Source organism: Mesorhizobium sp. M6A.T.Cr.TU.016.01.1.1, assembly GCF_003952585.1.
GTDB lineage: Bacteria > Pseudomonadota > Alphaproteobacteria > Rhizobiales > Rhizobiaceae > Mesorhizobium > Mesorhizobium mediterraneum.
This window is the reverse complement of the sequence record NZ_CP034452.1, coordinates 1777868-1791347: the sequence shown is the minus strand read 5'-3', so window position 1 is coordinate 1791347 and position 13480 is coordinate 1777868. Positions and strand designations below refer to the sequence as shown.

At 61.3% G+C, this 13480-nt stretch carries 13 protein-coding genes; 9 read left to right on the top strand and 4 right to left on the bottom strand.

Annotated elements, in window-relative coordinates:
- Window positions 1–44 precede the first annotated feature (44 nt).
- The 7 genes from EJ075_RS08300 (at window position 45) to EJ075_RS08270 (ending at window position 6913) form a co-directional block, all read left to right on the top strand.
- Window positions 45–371 carry a phosphoribosyl-ATP diphosphatase gene (locus tag EJ075_RS08300; protein WP_126104003.1) on the top strand — a complete coding sequence of 109 codons (327 nt, stop codon included), beginning with the start codon at window positions 45–47 and terminating at the stop codon, window positions 369–371.
- A gap of 24 nt (window positions 372–395) precedes the next feature.
- Window positions 396–1355 (top strand): type I pantothenate kinase, encoded by a 960-nt coding sequence (coaA, locus tag EJ075_RS08295; protein ID WP_095484481.1) that lies wholly within the window; start codon window positions 396–398, stop codon window positions 1353–1355.
- A gap of 164 nt (window positions 1356–1519) precedes the next feature.
- Window positions 1520–2440, top strand: coding sequence for a glycosyltransferase family 2 protein (locus tag EJ075_RS08290; protein WP_245458121.1), 921 nt, complete (start codon window positions 1520–1522; stop codon window positions 2438–2440).
- The gene (locus EJ075_RS08285) at window positions 2440–3210 is read left to right on the top strand and encodes a class I SAM-dependent methyltransferase (protein WP_126104001.1); all 771 of its coding nucleotides are present in this window, start codon (window positions 2440–2442) and stop codon (window positions 3208–3210) included. The genes EJ075_RS08290 and EJ075_RS08285 overlap by 1 nt, the downstream gene beginning before the upstream one ends.
- 7 nt (window positions 3211–3217) lie before the next feature.
- On the top strand, window positions 3218–3616 hold the full coding sequence (locus EJ075_RS08280; protein ID WP_126104000.1) for a GtrA family protein: 399 nt from the start codon (window positions 3218–3220) through the stop codon (window positions 3614–3616).
- 97 nt (window positions 3617–3713) lie between these two features.
- Window positions 3714–5186 carry a hypothetical protein gene (locus EJ075_RS08275; protein ID WP_206437539.1) on the top strand — a complete coding sequence of 491 codons (1473 nt, stop codon included), beginning with the start codon at window positions 3714–3716 and terminating at the stop codon, window positions 5184–5186.
- Between the two features lie 14 nt (window positions 5187–5200).
- Window positions 5201–6913: a hypothetical protein gene (locus tag EJ075_RS08270; RefSeq protein ID WP_126103999.1), complete on the top strand. Its 1713-nt coding sequence runs from the start codon at window positions 5201–5203 to the stop codon at window positions 6911–6913.
- Here EJ075_RS08270 and EJ075_RS08265 read toward each other — a convergent pair.
- The 4 genes from EJ075_RS08265 to EJ075_RS08250 form a co-directional block, all read right to left on the bottom strand.
- Window positions 6876–7493: an alpha-ketoglutarate-dependent dioxygenase AlkB gene (locus EJ075_RS08265; RefSeq protein ID WP_126103998.1), complete on the bottom strand. Its 618-nt coding sequence runs from the start codon at window positions 7491–7493 to the stop codon at window positions 6876–6878. The genes EJ075_RS08270 and EJ075_RS08265 overlap by 38 nt on opposite strands.
- A 248-nt stretch (window positions 7494–7741) precedes the next feature.
- A complete protein-coding gene (gene lysM, locus EJ075_RS08260; RefSeq protein WP_095484476.1) occupies window positions 7742–8215 on the bottom strand; it encodes a peptidoglycan-binding protein LysM in 474 nt (157 codons plus the stop codon).
- 115 nt (window positions 8216–8330) lie between these two features.
- Window positions 8331–8768, bottom strand: coding sequence for an alternative ribosome rescue aminoacyl-tRNA hydrolase ArfB (gene arfB, locus EJ075_RS08255; RefSeq protein WP_077374749.1), 438 nt, complete (start codon window positions 8766–8768; stop codon window positions 8331–8333).
- Window positions 8769–8896: 128 nt separating this feature from the next.
- Window positions 8897–10507, bottom strand: a complete 1611-nt coding sequence (locus EJ075_RS08250) for a phosphoenolpyruvate carboxykinase (protein ID WP_126103997.1) — start codon at window positions 10505–10507, stop codon at window positions 8897–8899.
- A gap of 342 nt (window positions 10508–10849) precedes the next feature.
- Between EJ075_RS08250 and EJ075_RS08245 the strand changes: the two genes are divergently transcribed.
- Both EJ075_RS08245 and EJ075_RS08240 read left to right on the top strand, forming a co-directional pair.
- Window positions 10850–11551, top strand: coding sequence for a response regulator transcription factor (locus EJ075_RS08245; protein WP_023796909.1), 702 nt, complete (start codon window positions 10850–10852; stop codon window positions 11549–11551).
- Window positions 11552–11695: 144 nt separating this feature from the next.
- Complete coding sequence (locus EJ075_RS08240) at window positions 11696–13477, top strand: sensor histidine kinase (RefSeq protein ID WP_126103996.1); 1782 nt, start codon at window positions 11696–11698, stop codon at window positions 13475–13477.
- The last annotated feature ends 3 nt before the right edge of the window (window positions 13478–13480 follow it).

Genomic DNA, 13480 nt, shown 5'->3' with positions numbered 1-13480 from the left:
GTTATCGGAAAAGATCATGCTTAAACAAGCAGATAGATGGTGCCATGGCTGAGTTTTCGCTCTCCGATCTGGAGACAATCATCAGGGAACGCGCGCATTCCGGCGATGCGGATTCATGGACGGCAAAACTGTTCGCGCGCGGCATCGACAAGGCGGCACAGAAGTTCGGCGAAGAGGCGGTCGAAACAGTGATCGCGGCCGTTGGGGGTGACAGACAAGCGCTCGTTTCGGAAAGCGCCGATCTCATCTATCATTGGCTCGTCGTTCTGGGCGTCGCCGGCGTTCCGCTTGCCGATGTCCTGACCGAACTCGAACGCCGCGCCGGTCGTTCGGGGATCGCCGAAAAGGCGTCTCGGCAGGACCGGGGCTGATCGCTGCGGAGGGTAGGAAACTCGATGGACCAGCTCGCCCCCACCGAGAAATATTCACCCTTTCGTTTCTTCTCGGCGGAGCAATGGTCGCAGTTCCGCGCCGACACGCCGATGACGCTCGGCGCGGATGAGATCCGTCGCCTGCGCTCGCTCAACGACCCGGTCGACCTCGAAGAGGTCAAGCGCATCTATCTTTCGCTGTCGCGGCTTTTGTCCGCGCATGTCGAGGCGAGCCAGCTGCTGTTCAGGCAGCGCCAGGCCTTCTTCAACGCGGTGGATATCGTCAAAACGCCGTTCATCATCGGCATTGCCGGCTCTGTCGCGGTCGGCAAATCGACCACGGCGCGCGTGCTCAAGGAATTGCTGGCGCGCTGGCCGTCGAGCCCCAAGGTCGATCTGATCACCACCGACGGCTTCCTGCTTCCCAACGAAATCCTGCGCCGCAACAACCTAATGGAACGCAAGGGCTTTCCCGACAGCTATGATGTCGGCGCCCTGCTGCGTTTCCTGTCGGGCATCAAATCGGCGCAGCGCAATGTCCGCGCGCCTGTTTATTCGCACCTGACTTACGACGTCATTCCCGGTGAGTTCCAGACCATCGACCGGCCGGACATATTGATCTTCGAAGGCATCAACGTGCTTCAGCCCGGCAAGCTGCCGAAGGACGGCAAGATCGTGCCTTTCCTGTCGGATTTCTTCGATTTCGCCATCTATATCGATGCCGAAGAGGAGCTGATCCATCACTGGTACATCGCCCGCTTCATGCGGCTGCGCGAGACCGCCTTCCGCAACCCGGACTCCTTCTTCCACCGCTATTCGCAACTTTCGCAAGCAGCGGCCCGCGCCATCGCCGAAGGCTTGTGGGCCAATATCAACCTGAAGAATTTGCGCGAGAACATCCTGCCGACGCGTGCCCGTGCCGATCTCATCCTGCGCAAGGGCGCCAATCACCTGGTCGAGGAAGTGGCGCTCAGGAAGCTGTGAAATTCCGAGCCATTCCTTAAAGTCATCTTAACCCAGTCTTTCTATTGTCGAGCCTGATCTGCGGGCTCCGGCAAACAATGAACGCGCCATTCCTTCATATTGATCGACCGGCAGCTGACCGCGTCGCACATCCGGCGAACGGGACCGCAACGATTGCTTTGATCGTGCCGGTGCACAATGAGGAAGGCGCGATCGCGCCATTTCTGAAGGCCGTATGCGAAAGCATCGATCCGCTGCAGGAAAATGGCGTTACCTTCGATCTCATCTTCGTCAATGACGGCAGCAGCGATGCGACGCTCGAACGGCTGATCGAAGCCCGGCAAGCCGATCCGCGTATTCGGGTGATCGACCTTTCACGCAATTTCGGCAAGGAGGCCGCGATGACCGCCGGTCTCGACAGCTGCGATGCCGATGCCGCAATTCCCATCGATGTCGACCTGCAGGACCCGCCGCATGTCATTCCGCTGCTTGTCGAGAAATGGCGCGAGGGTTTCGAGGTCGTTCTGGCCAAGCGAGCCAATCGGTCGAGCGACAGTTTTCTAAAGCAGCGCTCCGCCTCGACGTTCTACCGCGTTCACAACTGGATCGCGCAGCAGAAGATCCCGCATGATGTCGGCGACTTCAGGTTGATCGATCGTCAGGTCATCGAAGCGCTGCGCTCCTTGCCCGAACGCCGTCGTTTCATGAAGGGACTGTTCGCCTGGGTGGGCTTCCGCACTGCAACCGTCGAATATATCCGCGATCGGCGCATCGCCGGCCAGTCGAAATTCTCCGGCTGGAGGCTGTGGAACTTCGCGCTCGAAGGCATCACCAGCTTCTCCACCGCGCCGCTTGAAATCTGGACCTATGTCGGCGCGACGATCTCGGCATTGTCATTCCTCTACGGCCTGCTGATCGTCGCCAAGACGATGATCTTTGGCGCGGATGTGCCAGGCTACGCTTCGCTGCTGGTCAGTGTTCTTTTCCTTGGCGGCATCCAGTTGCTCGGCATCGGCATCATCGGACAGTACCTTGGCAGGGTCTACGCCGAGATCAAGCAGCGTCCGATCTACATCGTGCGTCGCAAATATGAGGGGATGAACTGATGGAGCTCGACGCCTACCGACAGATGGCCGCCACGGAAGACGAGCATTGGTGGTTCTGCGGGCGGCGCGCCATCGCGGAGGCGGTCATTCGCCACCTCGACCTGCCCGCAAAGGCGCGCATCGTCGAGATCGGCGCCGGCACCGGCGGCAACATCGCGATGCTGGAACAGTTCGGCGCGGTGACGGCGGTGGAAATGAGCGATCTGGCGCGCGAGATCGCCGGGGAAAAGACCGGCCGCGACTTTCTCGCCGGCCATCTGCCGGACAACATTCCTGTCGCGCCGCAAAGTTGTGACCTCATCTGCCTGTTCGACGTGCTGGAGCATGTCGCGGAGGACGAAGCATCGCTGGCCGCAATCCGCCAAATGCTGAAACCAGGTGGCCGCGTCATCCTTACGGTGCCTGCACATCAATGGCTGTGGAGCGCCCACGACGTGGGGCTGCATCACATGCGGCGCTATTCCCGCAATCTGCTGCGTGAGCGCATTGAAAAGGCCGGCTTCACGATCGACCGGCTGAGCTACACCAATGCCGCGCTGTTTCCCGCAGCTGTGTTGGCACGACTGGTTGACAGGCTGCGCAAACCGGCCAGGCCAGCGGGCCACGCGACGCCGCCGAAGCCGGTCAATGCGGCGATGAAGGCTGTGTTTTCGGCGGAGGGCCGTATCGTGCCAAACGCAAGCCTGCCGTTTGGTGTCTCGCTACTGGCCGTGTTTCGTAGGGATGGCGCCGTCGACACCGGTCGCCTCGACGAGAAACTGGCGGCCTGATCGCGCCATGTCGGCTACTGGCTCGTATCGTCGCCTGTCGCGCTTTGCCCTGATCGGGATTGCCTCGACGCTGATCTATGCCGTTTGCGCTTTCCTGCTGTCGCGTGGACAGGCAACGGCGGGCCTGCCGGCAGCGCTCACATCCTTTGCGGCTTACGCCATCGCCGCGCTGTTTTCTTATACCGGGCATAAATATTTCACATTCATCTCTGGCGGCAGCCACGCAATGGAACTGCCCCGCTTCCTCCTGCTCACCGCTTCGGGCCTCGCTGTCGCGGTCGCTCTGCCGGGGCTTTTGACCCAGATGCTCGGCGTCCCTGCTTCAGTCCCGATCCTGCTGACCTGCATTGCCGTGCCGGTTATCAACTATGTCGTCCTCGGGCGTTGGGTGTTTCGTGGTCTCTAGCGCGCGATCCCTCGGTGAACCGCTGCCTGCCATAGGCCGTTTCTCGCGGTTTGTCGGCGGCGCAGGTGCTGCTCCGTCGTTGCTGGTCGGCGTGGTCGTGGCGTATGCCGTCTGGTTATCGACAGTTGTGACGCCGACCAATGTCGATGTGTCATGGCTCCTGGTTGCGTGTGATCGGTTGCTCGGCGGAGAGCGACTGAACACCGACATCATGGAGACCAATCCGCCTTTCTCGATCTTTCTCTACATGCCGTTTATGCTCTTGGAAAAGCTTAGCGGCATACGTGCCGAAGTCTGGCTGACGCTCGGTGTCGTCTGCCTGAGCTTGGCCAGCCTGTTTGTTTCCGCCCGCATTCTCGTCCGCGTCGACCCGATTTACCGACAGCCTAACGCTCTCTGGGCAGCTCCGGTCGCGCTGTTCATGGTCCTGTGTTTCCTGCCGGACCAATTCGGCCAACGCGAGCATTTCGCGCTGATTGCCATTCTGCCCTGGTTGGCATTGCAGTGCGCACGCCAGCGCACGCCGGACTTCGTCACAGGCTCGACCGTGGAGCGCGTTCTGGCGGGGCTGGGCGCGGCCACCGTCATCATGCTCAAACCACCGCATTTTGCCCTGGCCCTCCTGCTGCCCTCGCTGTGCCTTGCGCTCCAGAGACGGTCTCTAAAGCCGTTCTTCGCCATGGAAAATCTTCTCGGCGCTGCGATCATTGTCATCTATGTGGCTTCCATTGCGATCTTCGATCGCGCCTACTTCAGCGAAATACTGCCCTTCATCAGGGAGGTGTATCTGCCGGTGAGAGCTTCGGTCGTCGAGATGATGGCAAACTGGCCGAAGATAGTGCTGCTTCTGGCCGCGGCTGTCGTGCTGGCAGCGGGCGACATCAGACAATTGCATTGGGACGTCCGGATTCCGCTCCTGGCCGCTCTCGGGTTCATCCCCGCCTTCGTCGTCATGGGCAAGGGTTGGCCTAACCACGCGCTGCCGATGGTGGTTGTGGCGGTACTTGCATTCGCTGTCCAGCTTCCGCGGTTCGGTGAGTTCCGCGCTGCAGGCTTCGTTCGCAAAGCCGCCCTTGTCTTCGGCTGCGTGTTGGTGCTGCAAATAACGGGTAGAGCACAATACGCTGCGCTGACTGCGGACAACGAGCCGATAGAGCGGTCCGCCGCCACAATCAGAGCCACGATCGAAAACCCGACGATCATGTCGATCGCGGATCGGATGCAGGTGGGCCATCCCCTCACCAGGCTGGTCGGCGGCAAGTTCATGTCGCGTCACCCAGGCGCCTGGGCGGTGTTCAATGCGGAAATACTTGCTCGCAAGGCCGATGAATACGGACAGAAACGGAAATTTGAAGGGATCCGCGATCGGGTGATCGGCGAATACGCCGCCGAAATATCAGCGAAGAAGCCCGATATCGTGCTGTCAGGCTCTCCCTCGTGGACTGCCTTGATGCTGCAGGACAAGCGAATCGCAGCTGCCTTGAGCGACTATCATGTGCTGCACGCCGAGCCGGAGATCACCGTCTTTCTGCGCGGCGGCGCGCGCCAATTGACGCCCGTTTCGAACTAGTTCCGTCCGAACGATTGGCTGATCGAGGAAGAGGCTACAGAGAACATGGTAAGGGCTATCCAATCGTTTTATCGGAGAGCACATATGTCAACGTTCCGGGGCAGGACAGCACCGTGAGCGTCGCGAACGAGACTGGCGGCTGGGGCCGGTGGGGCAGTCGGGATTTTGCGGCGTCGCTGCATCTTGGCCGCAATGTCCTTGCGATTGCTGCGCTCACAGTCTTGTCGATCGCCTGTCAGGTGCGCTGGGGAACTATTCCGGATACGAGTTGGCTGATCACCGTCTGCGAACGGATACTCTCTGGTGAGCGGCTTTACACGCAAATCTACGAGACCAACCCTCCATTCAGCGTATGGCTCTATCTGCCGCCAGTGGCTGCGGCCAGGTTGCTGGGAATCGCCCCGGAAGTCCTGGTTCAGGCCTGGACCTATCTTGCCGCACTTGTCGGGCTTTCGTTTTCGGGCGTGATCGTCAAGCGTGCGGGTTTCGCCGAAGCAGCATCACTATTTGCGTTGGCGCCAGCTTTCTACGCAATGCTGGTGATCTTTCCCGGCAACGCCTTCAGCGAGCGAGAGCATATCGGCATAGCGCTTTTCATGCCGCTGCTGGCACTTCATGCCTGGCGCGCGCGCCGAGATGCAACGGCGCAACCAGGCTTGGGTCTTGCAGCCCTTGCCGGCCTGTCGGGCAGTGTTCTGTTGCTGATCAAGCCCTACTACGCGATCATGGTGTTGGCGCCGGCACTGCTCGTCGCAGCACGCCGATGCAGTCTGAAATCGGTTTTCGCTCCGGAGCACTGGGTCATAGGCGGCGTCTGCATCGCTTATTTCGGCGCGGTCACATTGATCCATCCGGAATTCCTGCGCGACGTTTATCCCCTGATGGCGGATGTTTATGCAAAGGTCAGCGTCTTTCTGCCGATTGTGATCGTCTACGGTTTTACGTGGGGCTTTCTCGTATTCCTGACGTGGTGGCTGTGGCCGGCCGGGCGATTTCCGGAGCTGGCGGCGGTAGCGCTGACCGCGTCGGTCGCCGGCATGTTCCCGCTGTTCTACCAGGCGAAAGGCTGGGCCTATCATGCCTATCCCGCCATCTTTTGCGCCGTGGCAGCCATTCTCTGCCTGCTGGCATTGCCCAGGATCGAGCAGCAGCAGCCAAGGCTGTTGTCATTTGTGACGGCACCTTCGCGAGCTTGGGCGCTGGCGGGGGTGGCGATCGCTTTCTTGCCGTACTGGAGCACTCAGAAGCCAGACCCCGGGCTGGTTGCCGCCATTCGCGCCGCGACCGATCGGCCGACCGTCGCGTTGATCAGCCCGGACATTTCCTCTGGACATCCGCTGAACCGCATGATCGACGGGCAGTTCGTTTCGACCCATGTCAGCGATTGGCTTGGAGCGTTCTCGCTCCGCCTGTCCCAGCAGGCGGTTCTCTCCGGTGACACCGCCGAGGCGACACGTTACCAAGCCATCATGGTGCGCTACGCCGAAAGCAAGCGCGAAGAATTTGAGCGCCTGCGCGCGGATGTCATCATCTTCAAGAAAAACAACACCAACTGGACAAGCCAACTGACCGAGCGTTTTGGCTTTGACGCGATCCTGGCCCGTTACCACGTGCTCGCCGAAGACGGTGCCCTGCGCATCTATCTACGCGATGACTATGTCCGCCCCGGCCCGTTGACGGTCGGGCGCCTCACGTCGGCGTCGTCACCCGCCTCAGCGTCAGATTGATCCGTCCGCCATTCCTGAGCAACGCCGAGGTCGAGGGATAGATGCGGTCGACGCCGTGAAAAGAGAGGCGGCCTTCGCCGCCAAGCACGACGACGTCGCCGCTTTTCAGCCTGAACGATTTTGTGCCGCCTTCGCGCGTGCTTTGGCCGACCCTGAACAGGCAATCGTCGCCCAGTGAGACCGACACGACCGGCGCGGCGAAATCCTCCTCGTCGCGGTCCTGGTGAAGGCCCATCTTCGCGTCCGGCGAATAGAAATTGACCAAACAAGCCTCCGGCGGATGCGGATAGTCAGACACGTCCCGCCACAACTCGAGCAGCACGTCCGGGATCGGCGGCCAGGGCGTTCCGGTCACCGGGTGCGTCGGCTGGTAGCGATAGCCGTGCTCCTTGTCGGTGACCCAGCCGAGCGGGCCGCAATTGGTCATGCGCACGCTCATCTCCTTGCCGGTGCGCGGCATGGCCGGCACGAACAGGGGAGCCTCCTGGACGACCCGTCTCACATCCTCGACCAGCGCTTCCTGCACCGCACGGGACAGATAGCCGGGCATGTGGCGGACACCTTTGGGCAGAACGAGCATCAGCTTGGTCGCTCCATTAGGTTCATCTGGCGGATAATGCCACCAACAAACAAGAACGGCGACCCGAAAGCCGCCGTTCTTCTCTTGTCGCGATTGCACCGGGCTTAGAGACTGTTTCGAAATTCGCTCTGGCGAGTCATATGGTGGTGGTTTCGAGAACCGGAGCGGAGCGTACTTAAGCACGTGAGCACCGGAAGCGCAGAAAACGCTATCAGATAGCCGCCGGAGTAGAGTTTCCAAACAGTCTCTTAGTCGAGGTCCGGTATGCGCAGGACTTGCCCCGGATAGATCTTGTCCGGGTGGGTCAGCATCGGCTTGTTGGCCTCGAAAATGATCGGGTTCTTCGCACCTTTGCCCTTGCCGTAGCTCTTTTCGGCGATTTTCCAGAGGTTGTCGCCTTTCTTGACCGTGTAGAAGGTCGGTTCCTTGGCCGCGGTAGCGGGCGTGCCGGACTCGGGTGCGGCGACCTGCAATTCGTCCGCCTGCACCTTGGAGACGCCGAGCGTGTTGCCGACGGCGATGACAGCCTTTTCGAAGATCGATTGATCCTTGACCACGCCTTTCAGGACGGCCGTATCGCCTTTGACGACGACTTCCACATTGTCGGTGCCGAGCGCGTGCGAATCGAGCTCCTTCTTGAGCGTATCGGCGGTCGGCTCCGGCTCATCGTCGCCGAAGCCGAGCTTCTTGCCGACGCCCTTGACGAAATCAAACATGCCCATCTGTGGTCTCCCTTGCTGTGGCGAATACAGAACTTGCCATCTGCAACCTTGAATTGGAAGCCGTCTCGACCGCGGGATCGATGTCGCGCCTGCCACATCGTGGACGCACGTCGCTCTAATCGTCGTCCACCCGGCCGCGCAGTTTCTTGATTGTGCCGCGCCCAGCTTTAGTCTTCAGCCGCCTTTCTACCGCGCCTTTCGACGGCCTCGTCTTCTTGCGCGGCGGCGGCGGCGGTTCGGCGGCCTTGGCGACCAGTTCCGCAAGCCGCGCGCGGGCGTCAGCCCGGTTCTGCTCTTGCGTGCGGAAGCGTCCGGCCTCGATGACGATGACGCCGTCCTTGGTGGCGCGTTGGCCGGCCAGCTTTATGGTTCGCTCGCGGACGCGCTCCGACAGGCCCGGCGCATTCGCCGCATCGAAGCGCAATTGCACCGCCGTCGCCACCTTGTTGACGTTCTGGCCGCCAGGGCCGGACGAGCGGATGAAGTCCTCATGCAGGTCATCCGGATGGATCACCGCATCGTCGGCAATGATGATCTTGTCGTCGGCGTTCATGCCGCAGTCATGGCGCGGCAAGCGAAAAAAGAAAAGGCCCGATCCCCGGGGTCGGGCGTTCCCGTTCCCCGGGTCGGGCCTCCCCGATCCCGGTCCGGGCCTTGAGGTGCAGGATATCCGCCCGGCGATTATTCCGCGGCTTCGCGCATGCGCGGGGCGGCGCCGAGCACAATGGCGTCGACATGAGGTTCGAATTTTTCGAAATTGATGGCGAACATGCCGACCAGCCTCGCCGCCTGCAGGTCATAGGCTGATGTGTCGGCCCAGGTCGATCTCGGATCGAGAATGGCGCGGTCGACGCCAGCGACCGCCACCGGCACATCGAAAGCAAAATTGGCGTCGGTGCGGAAATCGGCCCCGTTCAGCGAGCCGTCGAGTGCCGCGGCAAGCAGCGCCCGCGTCGCCTTGATCGGCATCCGCTTGCCGGTGCCATAGGCGCCGCCGGTCCAGCCGGTGTTGACCAGCCAGCAATCGACACCGTGATGGGCGATCAGCTCGCGCAGCAGATTGCCGTATTCCGACGGATGGCGCGGCATGAACGGTGCGCCGAAACAGGTCGAAAACGTCGCTTCGGGTTCAGTGACGCCCTTTTCGGTCCCTGCCACCTTGGCGGTATAGCCGGAGAGGAAATGATACATCGCCTGCGCCGGAGTGAGCCGGGCGATCGGCGGCATCACGCCGAATGCGTCGGCGGTCAGCATGATGATGTTTTTCGGGTGACCGGCGCGGCCCGTCTTGCTGGCGTTGGGGATGAAGTCGAGCGGATAGGCGCAGCGCGTGTTTTCGGTGAGACTGCCGTCGTCGAAATCCGGCACACGGTCCGCGTCGAGCACCACATTCTCCAGCACCGTGCCGAAGCGCTGCGTGGTGGCGAAGATCTCCGGCTCGGCTTCGGCCGAAAGCTTTATCGTCTTGGCATAGCAGCCGCCTTCGAAATTGAAGATGCCATCCGGGCCCCAGCCGTGCTCGTCGTCGCCGACCAGCGTGCGCGACGGGTCGGCCGACAGCGTCGTCTTGCCGGTTCCCGAAAGGCCGAAGAAGATGGCCGCGTCTCCGCCAGCGCCTTCATTGGCCGAGCAATGCATCGGCATCACGCCCCTCGTCGGCAACAAATAGTTGAGCACGGTGAACACCGATTTCTTCATTTCGCCGGCATAGGAGGTGCCACCGATCAGCACGATCATGCGCGAGAGATCGACGGCGATCACCGTTTCGGTGCGGGTGCCGTGGCGGACGGGATCGGCGCGGAATGACGGCAGGTCGATGATCGTCATGTCAGGCACGAAATGCTCGAGCTCGGCGGCTTCCGGACGAATGAGCAGATTGCGGATGAACAAGGAGTGCCAGGCAAGCTCCGTGACGACCCTGGTCGTCAGCTTCAAGTCCTCGTCGGCGCCGCCGACCAGATCCTGCACATAAAGATCCTTGTCCGCCGCATGGGCGCGAAAATCGGCGAGCAGCGCGTCGAACTGGGACGGCGAAATCGCCTTGTTGTTGTCCCACCACACATGCGGCCCGGTGGTCTCGTCGCGCACGATGAATTTGTCCTTGGGCGAGCGGCCGGTGTGCTGCCCGGTTTCGGCGACGAGCGCGCCATGCGCGGTTGTCCGGGCCTCGCCGCGGCGGATCGCTTCCTCGTAAAGGGCCGCCACGCCGAAATTATAGCGCACCGCGCCCGTGGTTTTCAGGCCGATCCGATCGATCGCCCATGCGGGATTGCGTTTGCCGGCTTCCGACATGAGGGTTCCTTCTTCGATTTGAGCATCCTGGCCGGCGAATTTCCGGAGCCCCCACGACGGAGACTGTAAGCGTCAGAACCAGAAAAGCCAAATGATATCAAATAATTAATCGATTTAAATATTTTGAAAGTTGTTTAAATCGTTTATATATGCAAAAAATCAGGCGGTTGCCCAAAGGATTGGCGGTCTTTATCAGTCCAATCCATATCGAGGTGAGATTGTGGCCGCCGGCATGCCGCTCGTGACAGCGGACTGAGCCTGTGCCACATTTTGTACCTAATTTGTCCTGCAAAAGCCCCTTCTCGACCAAAGAAGGGACAGCTCATGAGGGAGCCACTTGAAATGGCAACAATCGCGCTTGTCGACGACGATCGCAACATTCTGACTTCGGTGTCGATCGCCCTCGAATCGGAGGGGTATCGCGTCGAAACCTACACGGATGGGGCATCGGCGCTGGAGGGCCTGGCGGCGCGTCCGCCGAATCTCGCCATCCTCGACATCAAGATGCCGCGCATGGACGGCATGGAGCTTCTGCGCCGGATGCGCCAGAAATCCGACCTGCCGGTGATCTTCCTGACGTCCAAGGACGACGAGATCGACGAGCTTTTCGGCCTCAAGATGGGCGCCGACGACTTCATCCGCAAACCCTTCTCGCAGCGTCTTCTGGTCGAGCGGGTTCGGGCCGTGCTGCGCCGTGCCAGCGCCCGCGAGGCGTCGGCCAAGACGCCCAACCAGCAGGCACGTTCGCTCGAGCGCGGCCAGCTTGTCATGGACCAGGAGCGCCACACCTGTACCTGGAAGGGCGAGCCGGTGACGCTTACCGTCACCGAGTTCCTGATCCTGCATTCTCTGGCCCAGCGTCCCGGTGTGGTAAAAAGCCGTGATGCGCTGATGGATTCGGCCTATGATGAGCAGGTCTATGTCGATGACCGCACCATCGACAGTCACATCAAGCGGCTTCGCAAGAAGTTCAAGGCCGTCGATGATGACTTCGAGATGATCGAAACCCTTTACGGAGTCGGATACCGGTTCCGCGAAGCATGAATTGATGCATGTCGCCCAAAAGTGGTCCCGGTTTTGGGGACAACGACATGCATCGAAAACGTTATTGCATGTCGTCCAAAAGTGGTCCCGGTTTTGGGACAACGACATGCTCAAAACTAAAGACCGAGCGGGGGCTGCTATTCGATGGCAGTGGACGTAGAGCGAGTGAGACGGACGGGCGGCCGGCGCCCGTCGCGGATTCTGCCCGCATTCCTGTCGAGGATCACGGTGCCGATGCGCCGCTTCCTCGGCCACCATATCTTTTCCAGCCTGACGCGGCGCATTCTCTTCCTCAACCTCGCCGGCCTGGCCGTCCTGGTCACCGGCATTCTCTACCTCAACACGTTTCGCGACGGGCTGATCGATGCCCGCGTCGAGAGCCTGATGACCCAGGGCGAGATCATCGCCGGCGCGATCGCGGCATCGGCGACGGTCGAGACCGATTCGATCAGCATCGATCCGGAAAAACTTCTGGAACTGCAGGCCGGCGAAAGCCTGGGTCCCGGCTCCGATCAGCTCGACAATCTGGACTTTCCGATCAATCCGGAGCGCGTCGCGCCGGTGCTCAGGCGCTTGATTTCGCCGACGCGGACGCGTGCCCGCATCTATGACCGCGACGCCAACCTGCTGCTCGATTCCCGCCATCTCTATTCGCGCGGCCAGATCCTTCGCTACGACCTGCCGCCGGTCGCCGCGGAAGAGCCCGACCTTCTGGAGCGTATCCAGAAATTCGTCTTCGATTTCTTCCGCAACACCGCGCTGCCGGTCTATCATGAGCAGCCGGGCGGCAATGGCGCTGCATTTCCGGAGGTGGTCAAGGCGCTTACCGGCAGCCCGTCGACCATCGTGCGGATCTCGGAACAGGGCGAGCAGATTGTTTCGGTCGCCGTGCCGATCCAGCGCTTCCGCGCCGTTCTCGGCGTATTGATGCTGTCGACGGAAGGCGGCGACATCGACAGGATCGTCGCGGCCGAGCGCAAGGCGATCCTGCGCGTCTTCGGCATTGCCGCCCTTGTCACCGCCATCCTGTCGATGCTGCTCGCCTCGACCATCGCCAACCCGCTGCGCCGGCTGTCGGCGGCGGCGGTCAGGGTGCGGCGCGGCGTCAAGAACCGCGAGGAAATCCCTGATTTCTCCGACCGGCAGGACGAGATCGGCAATCTGTCGATCGCCGTGCGCGACATGACCAATGCGCTCTATGCCCGCATTGAGGCGATCGAAAGTTTCGCGGCTGACGTCTCGCACGAGTTGAAGAACCCCCTGACCTCGCTGCGCAGCGCAGTGGAGACCCTGCCGCTGGCCAAGAACGACACGTCGCGCAGCCGGCTGATGGATATCATCCAGCACGACGTCAGGCGGCTGGACCGTCTCATCACCGACATTTCCGATGCCTCCCGTCTTGACGCCGAGCTCGCGCGGGAAGACGCAGGAACCGTGGATCTCAAGAAGTTCATCACGGATCTGGTCGACGTTTCACGCACCGCCACGCGCAACAAAAAGACGGTCGAGATCGAGTTCAAGGTCGCCAAGCCGCCGCAGGGCGTCAAGGGCTACTTCGTCGCCGGCCACGATCTGAGGATCGGCCAGGTCATCACCAATCTGATCGAGAATGCCCGCTCCTTCGTTCCTGAAGAGCGCGGCCACATCACTATCTCGCTGGCGCGTGCCGGCAAGGTCAACATCATCACCATCGACGACAATGGTCCCGGTATAAGAGCCGACAACATCGACCGCATCTTCGAACGCTTCTACACCGACCGGCCGGCCGGCGAGGCGTTCGGCCAGAATTCAGGGCTTGGCCTGTCGATCAGCAGGCAGATCGTCGAAGCCCATGGCGGCACGCTGACCGCCGAGAACATCCCGGGCACCAAACCCGGCGAAATCAAGGGCGCGCGCTTCGTCGTGACACTGCCGGCCGAAGGCTGATCT

Bases quoted from the DNA above. Each gene is read 5' to 3' on its own strand.
- EJ075_RS08285 (WP_126104001.1), top strand. From the start codon at position 2,440: ATGGAGCTCGACGCCTACCGACAGATGGCCGCCACGGAAGACGAGCAT.
- coaA (WP_095484481.1), top strand. From the start codon at position 396: ATGGACCAGCTCGCCCCCACCGAGAAATATTCACCCTTTCGTTTCTTC.
- EJ075_RS08280 (WP_126104000.1), top strand. From the start codon at position 3,218: ATGTCGGCTACTGGCTCGTATCGTCGCCTGTCGCGCTTTGCCCTGATC.
- arfB (WP_077374749.1), bottom strand. From the start codon at position 8,768: ATGAACGCCGACGACAAGATCATCATTGCCGACGATGCGGTGATCCAT.
- EJ075_RS08245 (WP_023796909.1), top strand. From the start codon at position 10,850: ATGGCAACAATCGCGCTTGTCGACGACGATCGCAACATTCTGACTTCG.
- EJ075_RS08240 (WP_126103996.1), top strand. From the start codon at position 11,696: ATGGCAGTGGACGTAGAGCGAGTGAGACGGACGGGCGGCCGGCGCCCG.
- EJ075_RS08300 (WP_126104003.1), top strand. From the start codon at position 45: ATGGCTGAGTTTTCGCTCTCCGATCTGGAGACAATCATCAGGGAACGC.
- EJ075_RS08265 (WP_126103998.1), bottom strand. From the start codon at position 7,493: ATGCTCGTTCTGCCCAAAGGTGTCCGCCACATGCCCGGCTATCTGTCC.
- lysM (WP_095484476.1), bottom strand. From the start codon at position 8,215: ATGGGCATGTTTGATTTCGTCAAGGGCGTCGGCAAGAAGCTCGGCTTC.
- EJ075_RS08250 (WP_126103997.1), bottom strand. From the start codon at position 10,507: ATGTCGGAAGCCGGCAAACGCAATCCCGCATGGGCGATCGATCGGATC.